19 protein-coding genes and 1 pseudogene are annotated in these 22361 nt (G+C 29.4%); 10 read left to right on the top strand and 10 right to left on the bottom strand.

Annotation, left to right across the window (positions count from 1 at the left end; translation table 11 throughout):
• The first annotated feature begins 1 nt into the window (after position 1).
• A complete protein-coding gene (locus tag L8X33_RS06995; RefSeq protein ID WP_263665856.1) occupies positions 2-745 on the top strand; it encodes an alpha/beta fold hydrolase in 744 nt (247 codons plus the stop codon).
• Positions 738-2138 carry a Mur ligase family protein gene (locus L8X33_RS06990; protein WP_263670326.1) on the top strand — a complete coding sequence of 467 codons (1401 nt, stop codon included), beginning with the start codon at positions 738-740 and terminating at the stop codon, positions 2136-2138. The genes L8X33_RS06995 and L8X33_RS06990 overlap by 8 nt, the downstream gene beginning before the upstream one ends.
• 11 nt (positions 2139-2149) lie before the next feature.
• On the opposite strand, the gene flgH is transcribed toward L8X33_RS06990, so the two are convergent.
• The gene (gene flgH / locus L8X33_RS06985) at positions 2150-2851 is read right to left on the bottom strand and encodes a flagellar basal body L-ring protein FlgH (RefSeq protein WP_133319229.1); all 702 of its coding nucleotides are present in this window, start codon (positions 2849-2851) and stop codon (positions 2150-2152) included.
• An 85-nt stretch (positions 2852-2936) separates the two neighbouring features.
• Here flgH and pta point away from each other — a divergent pair, with 85 nt between their 5' ends.
• Together pta and L8X33_RS06975 are read left to right on the top strand one after the other, a co-directional pair.
• Positions 2937-4406 carry a phosphate acetyltransferase gene (gene pta, locus L8X33_RS06980; protein ID WP_220566645.1) on the top strand — a complete coding sequence of 490 codons (1470 nt, stop codon included), beginning with the start codon at positions 2937-2939 and terminating at the stop codon, positions 4404-4406.
• Positions 4407-4414: 8 nt separating this feature from the next.
• Positions 4415-5596, top strand: a complete 1182-nt coding sequence (locus L8X33_RS06975; RefSeq protein ID WP_263670325.1) for an acetate kinase — start codon at positions 4415-4417, stop codon at positions 5594-5596.
• A gap of 31 nt (positions 5597-5627) precedes the next feature.
• Here L8X33_RS06975 and L8X33_RS06970 read toward each other — a convergent pair whose 3' ends face one another.
• The 9 genes and pseudogenes from L8X33_RS06970 to aspS form a co-directional block, all read right to left on the bottom strand.
• Positions 5628-6398 (bottom strand): MetQ/NlpA family ABC transporter substrate-binding protein, encoded by a 771-nt coding sequence (locus L8X33_RS06970; RefSeq protein WP_133319226.1) that lies wholly within the window; start codon positions 6396-6398, stop codon positions 5628-5630.
• 108 nt (positions 6399-6506) lie between these two features.
• Positions 6507-7664 (bottom strand): glycosyltransferase, encoded by a 1158-nt coding sequence (locus tag L8X33_RS06965; RefSeq protein ID WP_263670324.1) that lies wholly within the window; start codon positions 7662-7664, stop codon positions 6507-6509.
• 9 nt (positions 7665-7673) lie between these two features.
• Positions 7674-8330, bottom strand: a pseudogene (locus L8X33_RS06960) (methionine ABC transporter permease); the annotation flags it as partial.
• Between the two features lie 2 nt (positions 8331-8332).
• Positions 8333-9289 carry a methionine ABC transporter ATP-binding protein gene (locus L8X33_RS06955; protein ID WP_263661301.1) on the bottom strand — a complete coding sequence of 319 codons (957 nt, stop codon included), beginning with the start codon at positions 9287-9289 and terminating at the stop codon, positions 8333-8335.
• Between the two features lie 3 nt (positions 9290-9292).
• Positions 9293-11905, bottom strand: a complete 2613-nt coding sequence (locus L8X33_RS06950; protein ID WP_263666777.1) for a valine--tRNA ligase — start codon at positions 11903-11905, stop codon at positions 9293-9295.
• 74 nt (positions 11906-11979) lie between these two features.
• The gene (locus L8X33_RS06945) at positions 11980-13017 is read right to left on the bottom strand and encodes a hypothetical protein (RefSeq protein WP_263666776.1); all 1038 of its coding nucleotides are present in this window, start codon (positions 13015-13017) and stop codon (positions 11980-11982) included.
• A 36-nt stretch (positions 13018-13053) separates the two neighbouring features.
• On the bottom strand, positions 13054-13572 hold the full coding sequence (ppa, locus tag L8X33_RS06940; RefSeq protein ID WP_220566652.1) for an inorganic diphosphatase: 519 nt from the start codon (positions 13570-13572) through the stop codon (positions 13054-13056).
• Between the two features lie 10 nt (positions 13573-13582).
• On the bottom strand, positions 13583-14155 hold the full coding sequence (locus L8X33_RS06935) for an adenylate kinase (RefSeq protein WP_263670323.1): 573 nt from the start codon (positions 14153-14155) through the stop codon (positions 13583-13585).
• A complete protein-coding gene (gene aspS / locus L8X33_RS06930; RefSeq protein ID WP_133319218.1) occupies positions 14152-15903 on the bottom strand; it encodes an aspartate--tRNA ligase in 1752 nt (583 codons plus the stop codon). Before aspS ends, L8X33_RS06935 begins: the two co-directional genes overlap by 4 nt.
• 85 nt (positions 15904-15988) lie before the next feature.
• Here aspS and L8X33_RS06925 point away from each other — a divergent pair, with 85 nt between their 5' ends.
• The 6 genes from L8X33_RS06925 (at position 15989) to L8X33_RS06900 (ending at position 22359) form a co-directional block, all read left to right on the top strand.
• Entirely contained in the window at positions 15989-16819 is an 831-nt protein-coding gene (locus L8X33_RS06925) for an NAD(+)/NADH kinase (RefSeq protein ID WP_263670322.1), read from the top strand.
• Positions 16819-18333, top strand: a complete 1515-nt coding sequence (locus tag L8X33_RS06920) for an AAA family ATPase (RefSeq protein ID WP_263670320.1) — start codon at positions 16819-16821, stop codon at positions 18331-18333. Before L8X33_RS06925 ends, L8X33_RS06920 begins: the two co-directional genes overlap by 1 nt.
• A 67-nt stretch (positions 18334-18400) precedes the next feature.
• Positions 18401-19645, top strand: coding sequence for a diguanylate cyclase (locus L8X33_RS06915; protein WP_263661305.1), 1245 nt, complete (start codon positions 18401-18403; stop codon positions 19643-19645).
• The gene (locus tag L8X33_RS06910) at positions 19636-20433 is read left to right on the top strand and encodes a TatD family hydrolase (RefSeq protein WP_220566657.1); all 798 of its coding nucleotides are present in this window, start codon (positions 19636-19638) and stop codon (positions 20431-20433) included. Before L8X33_RS06915 ends, L8X33_RS06910 begins: the two co-directional genes overlap by 10 nt.
• Positions 20433-21584, top strand: a complete 1152-nt coding sequence (locus L8X33_RS06905; protein ID WP_133319213.1) for a lytic transglycosylase domain-containing protein — start codon at positions 20433-20435, stop codon at positions 21582-21584. Before L8X33_RS06910 ends, L8X33_RS06905 begins: the two co-directional genes overlap by 1 nt.
• Positions 21520-22359: a septal ring lytic transglycosylase RlpA family protein gene (locus tag L8X33_RS06900; RefSeq protein WP_412175230.1), complete on the top strand. Its 840-nt coding sequence runs from the start codon at positions 21520-21522 to the stop codon at positions 22357-22359. The genes L8X33_RS06905 and L8X33_RS06900 overlap by 65 nt, the downstream gene beginning before the upstream one ends.
• Positions 22360-22361 lie beyond the last annotated feature (2 nt).

The following is a 22361-nucleotide window of genomic DNA, read 5'->3' as shown; positions in this document are numbered from 1 at the left end:
AATGGCAAAAACTAGAGTATATTCTAATGGGTATTTTTATAATTTAAGTTATGAAATCATCAATCCAAAATGTGAAAAAATAATTCTTATTTTACATGGTTGGGGTGCTAATAAAGAGCTTATGAAACAAGCTTTTGAAAAGCCTTTGAGTGATTTTAAGCAAATTTATTTAGATTTACCTGGTTTTGGAAATTCAAGTATAGATGCACCTATGGATTCTTATGCTTATGCAAAGGTTGTAGAAGACTTTTTAACTACGATAGAGCAAAAAGCAGATTATTTAATGGGGCATTCTTTTGGCGGAAAAGTTGCGACTATTATGTGCCAAAATGCTAATTTTCAAGGTTTGATTTTGCTTTCTAGTGCAGGCGTGGTTTTACCAAAAAGTTTTAAAGTGAAGTTTAAAATAGCCTTGTTTAAAATTTTGAAAAATCTCCCTTATGGGGATTTTTGGAGGAAATTTTTTATTAGTAAAGACGCTCAAGGCATGAATGAAGTGATGTATGAAACCTTTAAAAAGGTTGTTAATGAAAATTTAGAAAATGAATTTCAAAAGCTTAAAAATCCTATTTTGATTTTTTGGGGTAATGAAGATAAGGCTACACCTTTAAAAAGCGGAGCAATTATCCATTCTTTAGCACAAAAAGGGAAATTTTTTGCATTAGATGGGGATCATTTTTTCTTTTTAAAACATGCTGATTTTATAAATGAAAAAATACATGAGGAATTTTTAAAAAATGATTAGTATGATAGCTTTTTTAAGTTTGAATTTTTTACTTGGATTTTATCTGATTTTAGCCTTACAATGGTACTCTTATAAATTTTCACGCATAATTTTACACTTTTCCAAACCCTTATGGCATTTGTATTTTTTAATAATTCCTTATTTTGCTTTTGTGTTTTCTTTGTATAGTGGAAATTTTTATTTATATTTTATAGTTTTTGCTCTATCTTTACTATATGGTGGATATTTATATAAAAATTTAGATAAAAAGCTAGTTTTTACTGCTAGGATTAAGCGTTATTTTTTATTTTTGTCACTTTTTAGCTTGATTTTTATACCATTTTTTTGGATAGGTTTAGAAGCTTTAGTAGTTACATTTTTATTAAGCTTTTTTGTGGAAAAAATTAATCAGAAAAGTTTTATAAAAAAAGCAAGTAAAAAGATTTGTGATAATCCAAATTTAAAAATCATTCTAATAACTGCAAGTTTTGGAAAAACAAGTATAAAAAATTTTTTATACGAACTTTTAAAAGATGAGTTTAAGTGCTATAAGACTCCAAGAAGTGTTAATACTTTTATGGGTATAGTAAAAGATATCAATGAAAAATTGGAAAATAATACTGAAATTTATATCGTAGAAGCTGGTGCAAGAGAGCAAAATGATATTTTAGAAATTACAGAGTTTTTAAATCCTCAAATTTGCATAGTAGGTGAGATTGGTTTGGCGCATTTGGAATATTTTAAAACTCAAGATAATATCCGCAAAGCTAAGTTGCAAGCTTTAAAATCCAAGCGTTTAGAAAAATACTTTTTACACTCAAGCACCTTATATGAAAATGAATTTTATGATGAGTATTTAAGTGATGTTAGGGCAAGTTTGGAAGGATTGGATTTTAAAATAAGATTAGATGATAGTATTTATGACTTTCATGCAAATTTACTAGGTGCTTTTAATGCTTATAATATTAGTGTGTGTATTTTGCTTGCACATTATTTAGGAATTAAAATAGAAAATATTACAAAAAGCGTATCGAATTTAAAGGCAGTAGAACATCGCTTGCAAGTGATTTCTAAAGAGCCTAAATTTATCATAGATGATGGCTTTAATGGAAATTTTAAGGGTATGAGTCAAAGCTATGAGCTTTGTAAAAGCTATCAAGGAAGAAGAGTTTTAGTAACTCCTGGTATAGTTGAAGTTAATGAAGAAGAAAATATAAAATTATGTAAAATTATTAATGAATGTTTTGATTTTGTGATTATTACTTCAGAGACTAATAGCGTGATTTTACAAAAACATATCACATTAGATTTTTATGTATTAAAAGAAAAATCTCAACTTGTGCAAACTTTATCAAGATTAACTCAAAATGGGGATTTGATTTTATTTTCCAATGATGCGCCAAGTTTTATGTAAAACCATTTAGCTTAAAAAGGCCAAATGGTCTCCATAAATTTTGTCCCCCAAGGCTTGCGTGTAGATTTGTCTATATCGCCTTCAGTTTTATAAAGAATTTTTGCATCAGCTATATATTTACTATCTATCATATTATCTTGAGAAATATCATAAGGTCTTATAACCCCGCTTAGTTGAATGATTTGTTTTTCTCCATTGATTAAAAGCTCACGACTTCCTTCTATAAAATAATTTCCATTAGATAAAACCTTAATTACTCTAGCAGAAATTGTAGTTTGGAAATTTTCACTTCTAGTTTGGCTTCCTGTGCCTTGATATTGTGAAGTACTTGCTGTGGTATAGCCTATATTTGTATAGTCATTAACAAAATCTCTAACTTTGCTAAGTCCAGCACCTGTAGTTATTTGTCCACCACCTAAATTTACATTGTTGTTTTTGCTTGTAGATTTAGAGCCTTGTGAATTTTGTGTAGCATTTTCTCTAATGACTACGGTTACCAAGTCATTTACATTCATTGCTTTTTTATCAGAAAATAAAGGGTTATCTCCTTTACCAAACAGCGATCCAGGATTGCTTTGAGTATTATGATTTTGCTTAGGAGCTAGTTCTTCTACATAAGTAGGTGGTTTCATATTAATATGTGGATCAACTGTGGCACTACAGCCAAACATTACAAAAGGTAACAAGTAAAAATTAACATTTTTAAATTTCATAGCTTTATAACCTTATATTATTATGATGAATTTTAAAATAATTATATTATAAAAAACAATTATTTTGTTAAATAAAGAGGAAAAAATGAAATCTATGTTTTTGTTAAACTGCATTGATGAAAAATTTTTGCAGCAGTGTTTAGAAAAGGTACGAGGTAAAATAGCTTTTTACTTTCCTGTTTTTTGTGAAAAAAATAAAGAAAAAATTACTTCATTTTGCACAAAAAGAAATCTTAAAATAGATTTTTTTAGTAGTTTTGAAAAAAATGAGTATCAAGGTAAATTCACTCAAAATTTAAATGATTTTTTTAAAAAGATTATTGAAGATTTTGAGAAAACAAAAAAAGAAAATGATTTTACTATAGTAGTTGGAGTAGATGATTTTGGCTTGATGGGGGATTTAAGTTTAAATATAGCCTTAGCTAAAGAGCTAAACGCTCCATTGTATGCAAAAAGTCAAGATGAAAATTATACTATGTTAAATTTTTTACTAAGCCAAAAGCTTAGCGACTTTGTTTTGTTAAAAGAAAATGAAGATTTTACTCAAGATTTATTACAAGAATATACTTATAAAACTCAGGCAAGATTTTCTTATGAGCTTTTTGAAAAAGCAAAAGCAGATAAAAAAATAGTAGTTTTACCTGAAAGTTTTGATGAAAGAGTATTAAAAGCTAGTGAATTTTTAATACAAAATGAAATTGTTGATTTGATTTTGCTAGGTGATAGCAATGAAATTTGTGCGAAAGCTAATAGTTTAAATATCAATATCGATGGTGTGCGTATTATAAATCCTAAAAATTCTCAATATAATGAAGAATTTGAAGAACTTTTATATGAAGCTAGAAAAAGTAAAGGTATGAGTAAAGAAGAAGCTAAAAAACTCGTGCAAGATAAAACTTATTTTGCGACTTTACTTGTACATACTCAAAAAGCCCATGCTATGGTAAGTGGTGCAAGTACAACTACTGCTGAAACTATTCGTCCTGCTTTGCAAATTATCAAAACAAAACCTGATGTGAGTTTGGTTTCTGGTATGTTTTTTATGTCTTTAGAAGATAAGGTTTTGGTTTTTGCTGATTGCGCTGTTATGCCAAATCCAACCCCTGAACAACTTGCTGAAATTGCTTATGTGAGTGCAAATAGTGCTAAGGCTTTTGGACTTGAACCTAAAGTGGCTTTACTTTCATATTCTAGTGGAGATAGTGGGAGTGGAGCTAGCGTGGATGCGATTAAAGAAGCTACTAAAATAGCTAAAGAAAAATATCCTCAACTTGAGCTAGAAGGTCCTATACAATTTGATGCAGCATATGATATGCTAACAGCAAAAAGTAAAATGCCAAATTCTAAAGTAGCAGGAAAGGCAAATGTATATGTGTTTCCTGATTTAAATGCGGCAAATATTTGCTATAAAGCAGTACAAAGAACAGCAAATTCTTTAGCTATTGGCCCGATTTTACAAGGTCTTAAAAAGCCAATTAATGATTTAAGTAGAGGTTGCTTGGTGGAAGATATTGTTAATACTGTGATTTTAAGTGCTATTCAAGCACAAGAATAAGGAGAAAAATGAAAATATTAGTTTTAAATTCAGGCTCATCTTCAATTAAATTTAAGCTTTTTGAAAAAGATGAAGCCCTAGCATCTGGTTTAGTGGAAAAAATAGGCGAGCAAAGCTCTAAAATAGAACTAAAAGATCTAAAAAGTGGTCAAAAATACCAAAAAGAATTAGCAATTAAAGATCATGAACAAGGTATTGAATTAGTAAATGAATTATTTGCTCAAAGTGGAATTTTACATGATTTAAATGAGCTTGATGGGTGTGGACATAGGATAGTTCATGGAGGTCCAAATTTAACTAAACATTGTTTAGTAGATGATGAAATTTTAAAAGAAATTGATAGGGTTTCTCATATAGCACCTTTACATAATCCTGCACATTTAATAGGTATTAAAACTATGATAAAAGCAGCTCCAAAAGTTCCCAATGTGACAGTTTTTGACACAGCTTTTCATCAAAGCATGCCTGATTATGCTTATATGTATGCTTTGCCTTATGAGTTTTATGAAAAACACCAAGTTAGAAAATACGGCTTTCACGGTACTTCACATTCTTATGTAAGTAAACAAGCTGCACATATACTTGGTAAAAATATTAATGAATTTAATGCAATTAGCGCTCACCTTGGAAATGGTGCGAGTGTTTGTGCTATAGAAAATGGAAAATGCGTAGATACTTCTATGGGTTTTACTCCACTAGAAGGTTTGATTATGGGAACTAGATGTGGTGATATTGATCCTGCTGTATTGCCATTTTTAGCAAAAGAATTAAATTTAAATCCATCTGATTTAGATACTATAATGAATAAAAAAAGTGGTGTTTATGGAATTTGTGGGTTTAATGATTTTAGAGATATTGAAGCGCAAATTGAAGAAAATAACGAAAAAGCAAGACTTGCTCTTGATATGTTTTGTTATCGTTTGAGTAAATATATTGGCTCATATTTTGCGATTTTACCTAGAGTCGATGCGTTGATTTTTACAGCTGGTATTGGAGAAAATGATAATATTGTTAGAGCAAAAGTTTGTCAAAGACTAGCGCATTTGGGATTTGATATAGATTTAGATAAAAATGCACAACTTAGAAATGGTGAGATTAGTAAAAAAGACTCTAAAATTAAAATTTTAATTGTTCCAACAGAAGAAGAATTAGAAATAGCTAAAATTACCACAGAACTTATTAAAAAATAAATAACCTTGAGTTTTAAACTCAAGGTTTGTTTTAAAATGCAGGAACTACGGCACCTTGGTATTTTTCATTGATAAAATCTTTTACTTTTTGACTTTGCAAAGCCTTTATTAAAGCTTTGATTTTAGGATTATCTTTATTATCTTGAGTAGTTACTAAGATGTTTGCATAAGGACTTTCTTTGCTTTCTATTAAAATAGAATCTTTTACAGGATTTAAATTTGCCGATAAAGCATAGTTTGAATTAATCACTGCAAAATCAACATCATCTAAAGCTCTTGGAAGTTGTGCTGCTTTTAACTCTTTAAATTTGATATTTTTTGGATTATCTTTAATATCAAGTGGAGTTTTTAATGCGATATTTTTAAAACTAACTAGTTTAGTACTAGCGATAATATCTAAAGCTCTGCTTTCATTTGTCGGATCATTTGGTACAGCTATAGTAGCATTTTGTGGAAGATCTTGGATATTTTTATATTTTTTAGAATAAACAGCCATTGGTTCGATGTGAACTTTTGCAACGCTAATTAATTTTGTGCCTTTATTGGCATTAAACTCATCCAAATAAGGTTGGTGTTGGAAGAAATTCGCATCAAGTTCTTTACTATCTGTACTAAGATTTGGTAAAACATAGTCATTAAATTCTTTAATTTCTAATGTGTAACCTTCTTTTTTTAATAAATCTTTAGTTTGTTCTAAAATTTCAGCATGAGGCACAGGTGTTGCACCTACAGTGATAACTTCATTAGCAAATAAACTTGCACCTAAAATTGTGCTTACAGCGAGCAATTTTAACAATTTCATATTAACTCCTTTTTATAGTTTTTTAAAATGTTTGATTATATTGTAAAAATATTAATAAGATGAGAAAAGTTTTATTTTTGTTTGTTTTTATATTCTTTAGAAAAGTATTTAAAATTTTATATAACCACCTTTATACCAACTTTTTTGAGCATTAATAAGGGCTTTTCCAATTTTATAAGAATAAGTATTTTGATTTTTAATACCTTCGCTTTTGTAATCATCATAGCTTGATAAAGGTGGAAGTTTAAGGTAAGGTTTTGTTTTCAAATCTTTTTGGTATTGTTTAGCTAGTTTTGTGTGTTTGTAATAAATCTTTAGTAGAGTAAAAGGTAAAAAAGGAATTTTTTTCTTATTCTTAGCACACTCTATAAAGGCATAACCTAGTTTGTATGATAAATGATATCTTGTGCGTTGGATGGATTGCTTGTTGTCTTTGTGAAAAGAGCCTATATATTTACTTCCTCCAAGTTTTAACCATTTTTCATAATATTCTTGCCATTTAGGCCATGTTTGATTGCAAAATTTACTATTCCAAAAACGACTGTTGGTGCCACAAGCATGAACTATAGAAGCATTTTGTGTAAGATTTGTAAGATAATGAGTACTTCCCGTGTATTTGTCTTTTAAATCTTTGACTTTAAAGTGATTTTCATAAACCATTAAGGAAAAAATTCCTTGATCTTGCCAATTTTTAGTATTTTGTGAAAGATAATTATAAATGAATTGATAACACTGTAAAGGATTTGGTATAAGATCGTTAAAGACTAAAATTCCTGTTTGATATACACGCTTATTAAGATATTTTTTTTCTAAAGGCAGTGCTGTGTGAATTAATGTTTTACCTAATCTTGCACCAAAATGATATTTTCTAGCTCTTAATTTACTAAGTTCATCTATACTTTTTAAAAGTAAAACATCAAAATCAAGATAGATAATACTTTCGCATTCATCTAAAAACTTAAAAGCTTCAAATCTTGCAAAAGCCATATGCGTCCATCTTTTTAAGAAAAATAAATTATTAATATCGTTTTGATTTTTATCAAGAGTGGTTAAAAAATCTTCTTGGGTAAAAAGAATAAATTTAATTGTTTTGTTTTTAACAATTTTTTGCATGATATTTTGATCATTCAAGCTAAAACCATCATGTAAAATGTAAAACACATCTACCTTTTCACCCATAACATCCATGATATTAATGAGCAAGGTTCCTATGGTAAAGCTTGAATTTTTAGTCGCTGCTAGTAAGATACCAAGTTTATGTTTCATTGTTTATCTTTTGGTGATTTTATAAAGAATATTTCCTATAAATTGTATGATTTGAACTAAAACAATTAAAACCACAACAGTTTGAATCATAATATCAGTTCTAAAACGCTCATAACCATAGCGAATAGCCACATCACCTAAACCACCACCACCAACAGTTCCTGCCATAGCAGAAAAACCAATAACAATAATCAAAATTAAAGTAATACCATTAATAATACTTGGTAAAGCCTCGCTAAACATAACTTTAAAGATAATTTGTGCTTTACTAGCTCCATAAGATCTTGCTGCTTCAATGATAGCAGGATCAATTTCTTTAAAAGCACTTTCAATCATTTTGGCCAAATAAGGCGCAATTCCTATGGTAAGTGGTACTATGGTAGCAGTTGTTCCTATGCTAATACCAATGAGATATTTTGTAAAAGGACTTAAAACTACAATAAGTACTAAAAATGGAAAAGATCTTAAAATATTGATAATAAAATCAAGCACACTGTAAATGCTTTTATTTTCCCATAAGCCACCTTTATCAGTAACAGTAAGCACAATTGCAGGGATAAGCGCGATTAAAAAGGCTAAAAAAGTGGCTGTAAAACTCATATAAAGAGTTTCTAGTAATGCCGGATAAAGTATATTTTCAAAATTTCTTAAAATTGTTTCTAAGTTCATTACACAAGCTCCCAAATAACGCCATTTTCTTGTAAATAATTTAAAACTCTTTCTTGATCTTTAGCTTCTATATTGATCACCAAATTTCCTAAAGCATTGTTGTTTAATTTTTCTATCTTACCCCAAACTATATTAAAATCAATATTTAAACTTCTAGCCATATGAGTGATAATGCTTTGGTTTGCTTTTTCTTTGCAAAAGTATAAGCGCACATTAACTCCATTTAGTGGTAAAAAATCACTTTCCCCTAGAAATTCACGCATTTTTTCACTTGGTTTTAAGAATAAATCTTCGATTTTCCCTTGACCTATGATTTGTCCATGCTCTAGCAATACAGCCTTTTGTGCTATTTGTTTTACTGCCTCCATTTCATGAGTTACTAATACTACACTGATGTTAAATTCTTGATTGATTTTGGCAATAAGTTCTAAAATATTATTTGTAGTATTTGGATCAAGCGCAGAAGTAGCTTCATCACTTAGTAAAATTTTAGGATTTAAAGCAAGGGCTCTAGCTATGGCTACTCTTTGTTTTTGCCCACCACTTAGCTCATTTGGATAAGCTTTGCTTTTAGCTAAAAGTCCCACAAGATCTAAAAGTTCATTAACTCTTTTTTGAATTGTGCTTTTGTCAAAATTATGAATTTCTAAAGGCATAGCTACATTTTCAAATACATTTTTTCTACTCATAAGTGCAAAATGCTGAAAAATCATCCCTATATCTTTTCTAAATACTCTTAACTCTTTTTCTTTTAAAGTAGCTATTTCTTTACCAAAAACTTCCACACTACCGCTTTGATAATTTTCTAAACCATTAATACATCTTAGCAAAGTTGATTTTCCTGCCCCGCTGTGTCCAACAAGAGCATAAATTTCTCCTTCTTTAACTTCTAAAGAAACATCATTTATAACTAATTCTTTGCCATAATATTTTTTAAGATTTTGTATTTTTATCACTTATTAGCCTTCTAAATTAGAAATTTCATCATTGATTTTTTCAAGTTGAGCTTTAATATTTTCAAGTTGAGTTTTATTTTGCTCAACGACTGCAGTAGGTGCATTAGAGATAAATTTTTCATTTTTCATCATAGCATCTAGCTTGTTAAATTCTTTTTCAAGTTTTGTTTTTTGACTATTAAGCCTATTTAAAACACCGCTTAAATCAAGATCTTGAGTTGGTATAAATACTTCTAAATTCTCGCTTACATCTCTAATGGATTTTTCTAAATTTGTATTGATAAACTCGATGTTTTCACATTTTGCAAGTGTTGAGATGAAATTAGTGTAATTTTTTAACTCAGCCATTAAACTCTCATCGTTTAATTTTATACAAGCTTTTTGAATTTTTGCATTTGCAAGCTCTACTAGGGTTTTTGCACGGCGTAAACTTACTATACTTTCTATAATGATATTAAATAGTTTTTCTATTTTTTCATCTCTAGAATTAAATTTAGGATATTTTGAAATCATTATAGATTCATGAGTTTGAATAGAGGTTTTACTTAACTCATGGTATAAATACTCACTAATAAATGGCATAAAAGGATTTAAAAGTTTTAATGCTTCTTTAAAAATACTTCCAAGTTCTTTTATACTTGATTTTTCAGCCTTGCTAAGCTCAATCCCCCAATCACAAAATTCATCCCAGAAAAATCTATACAAAGTATTTGCCGCATCATTAAAGCGGTAGTTGTCTAAATTTTCTCTTGTTTCTTTTACGCATACTTCAAAACGAGATAGCATGTATTTTGCTAAGTTAGTTTGAATTTTACTTTTATCTAAATCTTCAAATTTTTCTTCATTTAAGAGTAAAAATTTACTTGCGTTATAAAGCTTATTGGTAAAATTTCTAACTTGTATGAGTTTGTCATTGCTTAACTTTATATCTCTACCTTGGATAGCTAAAAGAGCAAGAGTAAAACGCAAGATATCAGCGCTGTATTCATCCACGCTTTGCACAGGATCAATGACATTACCTAAAGACTTGCTCATTTTTCTACCTTGTTCATCTTTAACCAAAGCATGCAAATATATATCTTTAAAAGGAAGTTCACCTAAGGCATTAGTGCTTTGAAACATCATTCTAGCAACCCAGAAAAATAAAATATCAAAACCAGTGATTAATAAAGAATTTGGATAAAAATCTTTTAAATCATCTTCATGCCAAAGTGTGTTTTTACCCCAGTCTTTATTACCCCAACCTAAAGTACTCATAGCCCAAAGACCTGAAGAAAACCAAGTATCTAAAACATCAGGGTCTTGTTTGAAATTAGTGCTTTGGCATTTTGGACATTGACTTGGAGTTTCTTCGCTTGCCCATTCATGAGAGCATTCACAGTAATACACAGGAATTTGATGACCCCACCAAAGTTGTCTTGAAATACACCAATCTTTTAAATCCCTCATCCAAGCATTAAAACTATTAATCCAATGTGCAGGGTAGAATTTGCTTCCACCAAGATTAACTTTTTCTATGCTTTCTTTTGCGATTTCATTTTTTACAAACCATTGTTTAGAAATGTAAGGTTCAACTACATTTTTACAACGATAACAATATCCTACTTGATTAGTATAATCTTCTATTTTTTCAACAAAACCTTTTTCTTGTAATTCTTTTATAATAATATTTCTTGCTTCTAATCTTTCTAAGCCTTTAAAATGCAAGCAATGTTCATTTAAGATACCTTTTTCATCAAAGATGGTAATAAATTCAAGTTTATGTCTTAAGCCTACTTCATAGTCATTATGATCATGTGCTGGGGTTACTTTCACAAAGCCTGTACCAAATTCCATATCCACATGCTCATCAGCAATAATAGGAATTTTTCTATCTATTAAAGGTAAAATGACATTTTTGCCTATTAAGTGTTTAAATCTTTCATCGCTTGGATTAACCATCACAGCACTATCACCAAAATAAGTTTCTGGTCTTGTGGTGGCTACTACGATATATTCTTGAGAATTTTCTAAGAAATATTTTAAATAATATAATTTTCCTTTATTTTCTTTGTGTTCTACTTCTATATCGCTTAATGCTCCATCATGAGTGCACCAATTTACCATGTAATTTCCACGCACGATAAGCTTTTTATCATAAAGATCCACAAAGGCTTTTTTTACTGCATTTACTAAACCTTCATCCATAGTAAAACGCAAACGACTCCAAGCGGGAGTGATACCCAAAATTCGCATTTGCTTAACTATGGTACCACCGCTTTGCTCTTTCCATTCCCATACCTTTTTTATAAATTCTTCTCTACCGAGTTCTTCTTTTTTAATGCCTTGAGCTAAAAGTTGTTTTTCTACAACATTTTGTGTTGCAATCCCTGCATGATCAAGTCCTGGCTGATAAAGAGTTTTGTAACCATCCATTCTTTTATAACGCGTTGTGATATCTTGTAGAGTACAAGTTAGAGCATGACCTATATGCAAAACACCTGTTACATTAGGTGGTGGCATCATAATACAAAAGTTTTTACCTTTTTCTTGAATTTTTTCATTACCATTGATTTCAAAATATCCGCGTTCTTCGCAAATTTTATAATATTCTTTTTCTAGTGATTTATCATACATAATTGCTACCTTGAGAATGAAAATAAATTGTTATGTTAGCTTAAAATTGTTAAAGAAGTTTTGAAATTTAGAAATTAGTTATAAAAACTAATTTCTACTTTACGATTATTTTGTCTTTGAGAATCAGACTTATCTTTAGTAGGATAGGTGTCTTTTCCCAAAGATTCTATTTCTATAACCTCAGTAAAACTAAAGAAATGTTTAGCCACATTCATTGCTCTATTTAATCCTATCATATAGTTTGCAAAAGTACTACCTCTATCGTCTGCATAACCTTGAATTTTAACTCTTTTGAGTATATCTTCTCTTGCTAGATTTTGATTGATTTTTTCAAGTAGATTTTCATTGCTGTATTCACTATATCCATTTCTTTCAAATAAAAATTTCAAATCAGAAATTTTAACATCTACATAATTGTATTTTTTCTTATTTTTAGCAAAAACAATATCTTTATTATATATGCTTAGTTTCATATTGTCATTTGAAAGCATATCGATAAAAATAGTTAAATTGTAATCTTGAGAATTAATTTTAACAGGATTAATCATTTCTTTTAACATATCAACCCTATAATCACTTAAACTTTTTCCATCCAATACATAAACTTTAACAAAATCATTACTTAATCTTGGTTCATATCTGCTAGTTTTACCTTTTGTAATGTATTCTTGCATAGTATTTTTATATTTTGTTGTTTTTTCTTTTTTTATGCTTGTTTGTTTGTTGTTTTCAACGAGAACTTTTTGTTCTTCTTGGGCTACTTTAGGAGTAATAGTTTCATTTTTAGAAACTTCAGCTATATTTGTTTGGGTTGTTGGCGCGACTTCTTGAGTGCTTGTATTTTCATCTATGATAGGATTATTTTGTACTGGAATTTCTTCTTTTAAAGACTCCGGATTTATTTGTTGTGATGGATAATAAGTATTATCACTTATATTATTTCTTTCTTGATTGTATTGAGTACTTGGCGGAGTGTAGCTTTGATAAGAACTACTTTTTTTATAATCATATACATAAGTATTTGAATCATCTTCAAAATACCACATATAAAAACCAATACTAGCGCCTATTAGCACCACAAAAGCTATACTAAAAGCAATAATACTTTTCATTTTTTATCCTTTGTGAAGTCCTCAAAAGGACTTTGATTATTTATAATTTTTAATAGAATTTTCTAAAATTTCACTTGCTTTTTCAATACCTGCAAATTCTTTTACTTTTACCCATTTGTTTGGCTCAAGCATTTTATATGTTTCAAAGAAATTTTTGATTTTATCTAGGCTTGCTTTTGGTAAATCATCTAAACATTTAATATTATCATATCTTGGATCTATTTTACTTACAGGAACAGCAAGTAATTTTTCATCCATACCACTTTCATCTTCCATTAATAATACCCCTATTAAACGACAAGGAATCACAGCTCCTGCTTGGATAGGGTATTCATTTAATACTAAAATATCAATAGGATCGCCATCATCTGCAAGAGTATTTGGTATAAAACCATAGTTTGCTGGATAAAACATAGCTGAATACATCACGCGATCAACCATGATGGCTCCGCTTTCTTTATCAAGCTCGTATTTAATGTTTGATCCATAAGGAATTTCAATAACTGCATTAAGTTTATTTGGTACTTCTCCAACTTTGATTTTGCTAATATCCATTTTTTATCCTTTATTTTAATAAATCATTGATTAAATTTTTCATATCAGCTACGATAGCTTCAATACTTCTTTCACCATTGATTACATGGTGGGTATTTTCTTTAGTATAAAAATTTGTTATTTCTTCTAAAGGTTCTAAATAAACTTTCATTCTATTATTAAAAACTTCTTCGTTATCATCAGCACCTCTAGCACGCCCTAAAACTCTTTCTCTAGCAACTTCTTCGCTAACTTTAACTTCTATCACACCTTTTAAAATTACTTCACTTTGATTTTTTAATACCTTATCAAACTCAAGCATTTGTTCAACACTTCTTGGATAACCATCTATTAATATAGTATTAGTTGGCGCATTTTTTAAAGCAGTGATGATAGTATTAACTACCACTTCCAAAGGAACCAAATTTCCTTTAGAAATAAAACTATCAATAGTCTTTCCAAGTTCGCTTCCACTAGCCACTTCTGCTCTTAGCAAATCACCTGTAGAATAATGAGTAATGCTTGCATCATCTGTAGCTATAATGCTTGCATCGGTTGTTTTACCACTACCTGGTGCACCTATGATTAAAAATAATTGTTTCATTTAGTATTCTCCCTTAATCTTATACCTAGTTCTCTCATTTGTTCATTGCTTACTTCGCTTGGAGCTTGAGTCATAAGACATTGCGCTCTTTGTGTTTTAGGAAATGCTATAACTTCTCTAATACTTGAAGATTTTGTTAAAAGCATGATAAGTCTATCAAGGCCTATTGCTATACCACCATGTGGTGGTGCTCCAAAACTTAATGCATCAAGTAAGAAGCCAAATTTCTTTCTTTGTTCTTCTTCATCAATATTTAAAAGCTTAAATACTTTTTGTTGGATAGGACTTTTGTGAATTCTTATACTACCACCACCTAATTCTACACCATTTAACACTACATCATGTGCAATAGAATTAATTTCTTCTAAGTCTTGCTCATCAATATTTTTTGGCATAGTAAATGGATGGTGCATTGCAGAATAGCTTCCATCATCATTTTGCTCAAACATAGGAAAATCAATAACCCATAAGAATTCTAATTTATCCTCATCGATAATTTTCATTTCATCAGCAAGGAATAATCTAAATCTGCCCATATAATCAAGCACAGTTTTTTTAATCCCTGCGCCAAAAAATACTACATCACCAACTTCTAATTCACATCTTTGGATTAAAGCATTTAAGTCCTCTTCGCTAAAGAATTTACAAAGTGGGCCTTTAGGACCATCTTCTTTCATTTGTATAAATGCAAGCCCTGCTGCTCCAAATTTACGCACAAATTCTTCAAATCTTTGCATTTGGCGTTTAGAAAAAATCGTATCGCCTTTTGGAACTCTTAAAGCTTTAATACGATTTTTCTTCGTGTCTTTTGCAATATTTGCAAAAATTTCATTATTTGATTTTGCAAAAATATCAATCACATCAATAAATTTCATATCAAATCTTAAATCAGGCTTATCAGAGCCATAATTTTCCATAGCTTCTTTATAACTCATTTGTCTAAAAGGTATGCTAATTTCTTTTCCGCAAGCTTTGAAAATATCTTTAAGTAAATTTTCTGCCATAGCTATGATATCTTTTTGCTCACAAAAACTCATTTCTATGTCTATTTGAGTAAATTCAGGTTGGCGATCTGCTCTTAAATCCTCATCTCTAAAACATTTTGCAATTTGAAAATATCTATCAAATCCTGAACACATTAAAAGTTGTTTGAAAAGTTGAGGGCTTTGAGGTAGGGCATAAAATTCACCTTGATGTACGCGTGATGGTACTAAATAATCCCTTGCGCCTTCTGGGGTAGCTTTGGTTAAAATAGGGGTTTCAACCTCTAAAAATCCCATTTTTGCTAAAGAATTTCTTGTTGCTATACAAGCAGTTGATCTTAGAGCAAAATTATCATAAAGTTTTTTGCTTCTTAAATCTAAAAATCTATATTTCAATCTTAATTCTTCATTAACGCTTTCATCGCCTATAGCAAAAGGTACTACAGCACTTTCATTTTCAATAGTAAGTTTATTTATAACAACTTCTATTTCTCCGGTTTTTAATTTTGGATTTACAAGTCCTTCGCCACGTGGACGAATTTTTCCTTGTGCTATTAAAACATATTCATTTCTTACTGATGAAGCTATATTATGTGCTTCTTGATTATCTGCTGGATCACATACTAATTGTATAAGTCCGCTACGATCTCTAAGATCGATAAAAATTACACCTCCATGATCACGGTAAGAATTTACCCAACCACATAATGTTACTTCCTCGCCAACATTTTGTATGTTAAGCTCTGTATTATAATGAGTTCTCAAAATTTTTCCTTAGCTTAATTTTGTTCAATTTTGTTATTATAGTATTTTATTCTTTTGCTTAGCTAAGTTTTGTTATAATTTTTTTATGAAAAAATGTATAAATATAGAAAAAATTCAAAAAGTAGGCTTATTTTGCAGGTTAAATACAAATTTAAATGAGCAAATTGCTTTTTTAAAAACAATTTTTTTGCAAAAAAATATAGAGCTTGTGCTATTAGATCAGAAAAAAAATAATCTTAAAGATTTACAGAAATTAGATTTTTTAATTTCTCTAGGTGGGGACGGCACGTTTTTGTCTTTATGTAGGCAAGCTTATCAAGCAAAAAAGCCCATTTTAGGGATAAATGCAGGAAATTTAGGTTTTTTAACTGCTTTTTCTTTTAATGAAGTAGAAAGTTTTTTTAAAGATTTTTTTAAAAATGATTTTAAAATAGAGAAAGCTAAAATGCTTCAAATAACGCTTTGTAAAAAGAATAAAATCATTAAAAAATTTGCTTTTAATGACGCGGTTTTTTCTCGTGATAATGCTTTAATGGCAAATGTGGAAGTTTTCTTTGAAAATAAACTTTTTAATGCTTATTATGGAGATGGTTTGATTATAGCTAGTTCAAGTGGTTCAACTGCTTATAATATTAGCGCAGGTGGGCCTATAGTACATCCTTGGAGTGAAATTTTTGTTCTAACTCCGGTTTGTTCTCATTCTCTAACTCAAAGGCCTATAGTTTTGCCTTATGGTTTTGAGCTTGAGCTAAAAGTTGAGCATTGTTTGTTGTATTTAGACGGGCAAGAAGTGGTTGATCCTAAAGAATATGATAGAATTCTTATAGGGCTTAGCAAGAAAGAACTTAGTTTTATACATAAAAAAGATAGAGATTATTTCCAAGTTTTAAAAGAAAAGTTAAATTGGGGTAAGTGATGATAGAAAGTATTTTAATCAAAGAAAATTTAGGTTTTAAACAAGCAAAATTAGACTTAGAAGCGGGACTTACTGTCTTTACTGGTTTAAGTGGTGCTGGAAAGTCTGTGCTTTTTAAGGCCATTTTGGCAGCTTTTGCTTTAAGTGAGAGCGAAGCTAAAATGGTGGAAGTTTTATTAAATGATGAGCTTGAATTAGATGAGTTTGGCATTGAAAATGAAGAATTAAATGTATTTAAACTTTTAAAAGATAAAAGCTCGCGTTATTTTGTCAATAATCAACTTATTTCAAAAAAGAATTTAGCCTTACTTTCTAAGAAATTTGTAAAATATCTTTCAGCTAAGGAAAATAATGAGTTTTCAAATGAAAGATTTTTAAACTTACTTGATTTTATGCAATCAAAAGAAGATAAGAAATTTAAAGATTTTTTAAATGAATATAAAAATGTTTATAAAGAATATATAGAAAATAAAATTAAATTAGAAAAAATTCAAGAAGAAGAAAAAAAGGTAGAAGAATTAAAAGAATTTACAAGCTTTGAAATACAAAAAATCCAAAGTATTAACCCAAAAATAGGCGAATTTGATGAGTTGATGAGTTTAAAAAAAAGGCTTTCTAAAAAAGACAAAATTGATGCAGCTTGGAACAGGGCAAGCAAAATTTTTGAATTAGAATCAGCAGTGATTGAAGCTTTGCAAATTAGTGATGTTGATAGTTCATTTTTTTCAGAGTGTTTAAATGAACTAAGGGTGGTGTGGGAAAATCAAAGTTTTGATGATTTTGATTTTGATATAGAAGAAGTGCTTGATAGGATAGAAAAACTTTCTTCTTTGATTTCAAAATATGGAAGTATAGAAGAAACTTTAGAAGCTTTAGAGAAGAAAAAAGCAGAATTAGCTCATTATGAAAATTTAAGTTTTGAAAAAAAAGAATTAGAAGAGAAAGTGCAAAATGCTAAAATACTTTTAGATGAGAAAAGCCAAAAATTAAGTACTTTGCGCAAAAAAAGATTAAAAGAGCTTGAGAAATTATTTAATTTTTATCTTGAAAAACTTTATATGAAAGAGATTAAATTAGAGGTTAAAGATTGTGCTTTGAGTATTTTAGGTAAAGATGAAGTGAATTTAAATATAAATGAAGCTAGTTTGAAAAATTTAAGCTCAGGTGAGATAAATCGTTTAAGACTTTCTTTTATCGCAACTGAATGTAATGTTACTAATAAAGCTAGTGGGATAATATTTTTAGATGAAATTGATGCAAATTTAAGCGGTAAAGAAGCAATGAGTATAGCTGAAGTTTTAAAAGAGCTTGCTAAGTTTTATCAAATTTTTGCAATTTCACACTTACCACAGCTTTCATCAAAAGCAAGCAATCACTTCCTAGTAGAAAAAATAGGAAATGAAAGTAGGGTAAGAAAGATAGAAAAAGAAGAAAGAGTAAAAGAACTTGCTAGAATGGTAAGCGGGGAAAATATTACCCAAGAAGCTTTAGAATTTACTAGAACTTTGCTTTAAAAACAAAAAGTAAATTTCAATATGATATAATTAGTTTTTTAAAATTATTTAAAGAGAGTGTTTTACCATGGAAGAAAAAATTTTAATCATTGATGATAATAAAATGCTAACTAAACTTTTAGCAAAAAAAGTAGAAAATACTTTAGGATTAAAGGTAGATGTTGCTTTTGATATGAATAGTGCAAAAGATTTATTGAAAAATGATTATTTTATGGCTTTTGTAGATCTTTGTTTACCAGATGCTCCTAATGGTGAAGTGGTTGATGTAGTTTTAGAAAAAAATATCCCCGCTATTGTTCTTACGGGAAGTAATGACGGACAAACTCGTAAAAAATTTATGGAAAAAGATATTATTAATTATATTCAAAAAGAAAGTGAAGATTGTATTAATGAAATGTTAAATTCTATTAGAATGCTTCAAAAAAATAATAAAACTAAGATAATTTTAGCAATTGCAAATGTAACTTTACGCGCAGAAATGAAGAAAAACTTAAACAATCAGCTTTTTAATGTTTTAGCAGCAGCTCATGGGGAAGAGGCACTAAGCTATTTAAGCGATCATCCTGATACAAAATTAGTAATTTGCGATGCTACTATGCCGGTAATTAATGGGGAAGATTTACTTGTAGAAATTCGCTCAAAATATTCTAAAATAGAACTTGGTGTGATTATGGTTGGGGATAAAGATGATGCATTAGAAGCAAGAGCTTTTAGAAAAGGTGTGAATGATTATGTGATTAGACCTTTCCAAAAAGAATCACTTAATTGTAGAGTAAATAATTGTTTAGATTATATGCAAAAATGTGTTTTGCTAGATGAGTATAGTTTAGGTAAAGATTTATTAACAGGACTTGATGATTATGCTACTTTTGAAAAAAGATTTTTAGATTATTTAGAAGATATACAAGAAAATGAAGAAATGGCGTTGGCTTTGATTGATATTGATAATCTTGCAACAATTAATTATGAATTAAGTTATGATTGCGGTGATGGAGTGATAAAATATACAGCCGAAAAGATTAAAGATCAAATTCGTGGTATGGATTTAGCTACTAGAATTGAAGATGGTAAATTCTACATTGCTTTAAAAAATATAAGCAATAAAGAGGCTTTAAAAGCTTTTTCAAATATAAGAGTTAATATTTCCAAAGAAAGCGTTTTAATAGCTTTAGACGAGGTTGATTATAGCATCTCTGTGGGGGTTGCTTTTGGTAGCAAAGGAAGCCAAATGCAAGATTTGCTCAATAACGCACAAAAGGCATTAGATTTAGCTAAGGCTAATGGAAAAAATAGGGTAGAGGTATGTTTTTAGATTGTGATTTTAGTGAAAAAATCATAGATACTCATTGTCATCTAGATAGCCAAGCTTATTTTGGATATTTAGATGAGATGTTAACGCATGCATTTGAAAATGGTGTAGATAAAATCATTATACCAGGTGCAGATATAAAAGATCTACCAAGAGCAAGAGAGATAGCACATACTTATGATAATGTGTATTTTTCTTGTGGGGTGCATCCTTATGATATAGATGATTTTGATTTAGAAGTTTTAAAAGAATTTATAGATGATAAAAAATGTATCGCAGTGGGTGAGTGTGGGCTTGATTATTATCGTTTAAATACTAATGATGATACTATTAAAACAAGACAAAAAGAAGTTTTTATAGCTCAAATACAACTAGCTATTGAATATAAAAAGCCATTGATTGTGCATGTGCGTGAAGCTAATGAAGACAGCTTTAATATTCTAAAAACATACTCAAAAGAATTGCAAGGCGGTGTTTTGCATTGCTTTAATGCAAGCGAGCTTTTACTTCAACTAGCAGATGAAGGATTTTATTTTGGCATAGGCGGGGTTTTAACTTTTAAAAATGCAAAAAAATTAGTGGAAATTTTACCTAAAATTCCAAAGGATAAACTTGTTTTGGAAACAGATGGGCCTTATTTAACTCCAGAACCACATCGTGGCAAAGTAAATGATCCTATTTTAACGCATTTTGTAGCACAAAAAATATCTGATCTTTTAAAATTATCTAAAGTTGAAGTAGTAAAACTTACGAATTTAAATGCTAATCGTTTGTTTTTTCAAGGTTTATAATGAAAAAAAACTTTATATTTTTTATATTAGTATTATTATGTTTAAATGCTAAAGCCTTGCAGGTAACTCCTGAATATTATACTCAGCAAGCTCAAATTTTAAGAAATTTAGACATAGAAGCAAGCTATCTTAGTGATATGTTATTTTTAGAATTTAAAGAATCTTCTTTAAATATGCATTCTAAAACTTTAGTTGATACCATGAGAGAATTTTATAAAATCACTCCAATTATCCGTAAAATTTTAGAAAAAGAAAATATTCCTCAAGAATTTTTATATTTGGCAATTGTAGAATCTGGTTTAAAAATTCATAGTGTTTCTAGAACTAAAGCAGTAGGTGTTTGGCAGTTTATGAAGCCAACAGCACAAACTTTAGGTTTAAGAATAGATCCTTATGTTGATGAAAGAAGAGATTTAGTCAAATCAACTTATGCAGCCATTGCTTATTTAAAGCAATTAAAAGAGCAGTTTGGAAAATGGTATTTAGCAATTTTAGCTTATAATTGTGGCGATGGTAAATTACGCCAAGCTATAAAAAAAGCAAAAAGTGATGATTTAAGAATCTTGCTTGATCCTGATAAAAAATATTTACCATTGGAAACTAGAATTTTTATTAGAAAAATTCTTACTATGGCATTTTTGGCTAATAATAATGATTTTTTGATTTCACAAGATAGTGCTTTGCTTAATTATGCTCTATCGAGTGAAGTTAAAAAAATACCTGTTCCACCAAGTGTTTCTTTAAGAGAGCTTGCTAAAGTAGCTAAGATGTCTTATAATGAATTTAAGCGTTATAATCCACATTTTAATTATGACTTTACTCCGCCTGATAAAAAAGATTATTATATGTATATTCCTTTAAGTAAAAGTGTGGCTGTGGAAAATGCATTAGAGAATGTAAAGCTAGCTAAAGTGGATACAACTATTCCGCATACAAAAATTTATATAGTAAAAAAGGGTGATAGTCTTTATACTATTGCAAAAAAACATAAAATTAGTGTTGAAAGCATTAAAGAATATAATAAAATCAAAGGAAACTTGATTAATATTAATCAAAAACTTGTGTTAAAAATTAAGGAGAATAACAATGCAAAAATCAAAACTACTCAAAAATTACCAAAAAACTCTCATACAAAAGTCGTTAGTCGTTAGTTGTGTAGGGGTTTTATTTAGTGCTTGTAATATGGTGCCTATTAGCACACCTACTGTGTATTATCCAGAAAGAGATTTTAAAAGTATAAAGCATAATAATACAGGCTTAAAAGGCACTATGAAACCTTATACTATTAATGGTAAAACATATTATCCAACCGTAGTAGAAGTAGGTGAGACTGCTGATGGTATAGCTAGTTGGTATGGACCGGGCTTTCATGGTAAAAAAACTTCCAATGGTGAAACTTATGATCAACATGCTTATACAGCAGCTCATAAAACTTTACCTATGAATACTATAGTAAAGGTAACTAATTTAAAAAATCATCGCCAAACTACCGTAAGAATAAATGATAGAGGACCTTTTGTAGCAGGTAGGATTATAGATTTATCTAATATGGCCGCAAGAGATATTGATATGATTCAAGCAGGAACAGCTCCTGTAAGACTTGAAGTAATTGGTTTTGGAACAAGTGCAAATTCAGGTTCAGTGCATACTAATTCTAATTTAGGTAGCAGTGGGGAGATTGCTGATAGTGGCCATATTTTCCAAGGCGGAGCTTTTATGGTGCAAATTGGGGCATTTAGAAATAAAAGTGGCGCAGAGTTAATAGCAAGTAGATATAAAAATTATAATTCTTATACTTCAACAATACAAACAAGTGCTAAAGATGGTTTACATAGAGTATTTTTAAAAGGCTTTAGAAGCGAGCAAGAGGCAAGGGATTTTGTTGATGGTGGTTCTTTTCCTGGTGCGTTTATAGTAAGAGAGTAAAA

It is taken from the genome of Campylobacter sp. CNRCH_2014_2849, assembly GCF_025772845.1.
Taxonomy (GTDB): domain Bacteria; phylum Campylobacterota; class Campylobacteria; order Campylobacterales; family Campylobacteraceae; genus Campylobacter_D; species Campylobacter_D lari_D.
Note: the sequence above shows the minus strand (reverse complement) of the source record. Positions and strands in the feature narration are given on the sequence as shown.

Bases quoted from the DNA above. Each gene is read 5' to 3' on its own strand.
- L8X33_RS06995 (WP_263665856.1), top strand. From the start codon at position 2: ATGGCAAAAACTAGAGTATATTCTAATGGGTATTTTTATAATTTAAGT.
- L8X33_RS06990 (WP_263670326.1), top strand. From the start codon at position 738: ATGATTAGTATGATAGCTTTTTTAAGTTTGAATTTTTTACTTGGATTT.
- flgH (WP_133319229.1), bottom strand. From the start codon at position 2,851: ATGAAATTTAAAAATGTTAATTTTTACTTGTTACCTTTTGTAATGTTT.
- pta (WP_220566645.1), top strand. From the start codon at position 2,937: ATGAAATCTATGTTTTTGTTAAACTGCATTGATGAAAAATTTTTGCAG.
- L8X33_RS06975 (WP_263670325.1), top strand. From the start codon at position 4,415: ATGAAAATATTAGTTTTAAATTCAGGCTCATCTTCAATTAAATTTAAG.
- L8X33_RS06970 (WP_133319226.1), bottom strand. From the start codon at position 6,398: ATGAAATTGTTAAAATTGCTCGCTGTAAGCACAATTTTAGGTGCAAGT.
- L8X33_RS06965 (WP_263670324.1), bottom strand. From the start codon at position 7,664: ATGAAACATAAACTTGGTATCTTACTAGCAGCGACTAAAAATTCAAGC.
- L8X33_RS06950 (WP_263666777.1), bottom strand. From the start codon at position 11,905: ATGTATGATAAATCACTAGAAAAAGAATATTATAAAATTTGCGAAGAA.
- L8X33_RS06945 (WP_263666776.1), bottom strand. From the start codon at position 13,017: ATGAAAAGTATTATTGCTTTTAGTATAGCTTTTGTGGTGCTAATAGGC.
- ppa (WP_220566652.1), bottom strand. From the start codon at position 13,572: ATGGATATTAGCAAAATCAAAGTTGGAGAAGTACCAAATAAACTTAAT.
- L8X33_RS06935 (WP_263670323.1), bottom strand. From the start codon at position 14,155: ATGAAACAATTATTTTTAATCATAGGTGCACCAGGTAGTGGTAAAACA.
- L8X33_RS06925 (WP_263670322.1), top strand. From the start codon at position 15,989: ATGAAAAAATGTATAAATATAGAAAAAATTCAAAAAGTAGGCTTATTT.
- L8X33_RS06920 (WP_263670320.1), top strand. From the start codon at position 16,819: ATGATAGAAAGTATTTTAATCAAAGAAAATTTAGGTTTTAAACAAGCA.
- L8X33_RS06915 (WP_263661305.1), top strand. From the start codon at position 18,401: ATGGAAGAAAAAATTTTAATCATTGATGATAATAAAATGCTAACTAAA.
- L8X33_RS06910 (WP_220566657.1), top strand. From the start codon at position 19,636: ATGTTTTTAGATTGTGATTTTAGTGAAAAAATCATAGATACTCATTGT.
- L8X33_RS06905 (WP_133319213.1), top strand. From the start codon at position 20,433: ATGAAAAAAAACTTTATATTTTTTATATTAGTATTATTATGTTTAAAT.
- L8X33_RS06900 (WP_412175230.1), top strand. From the start codon at position 21,520: ATGCAAAAATCAAAACTACTCAAAAATTACCAAAAAACTCTCATACAA.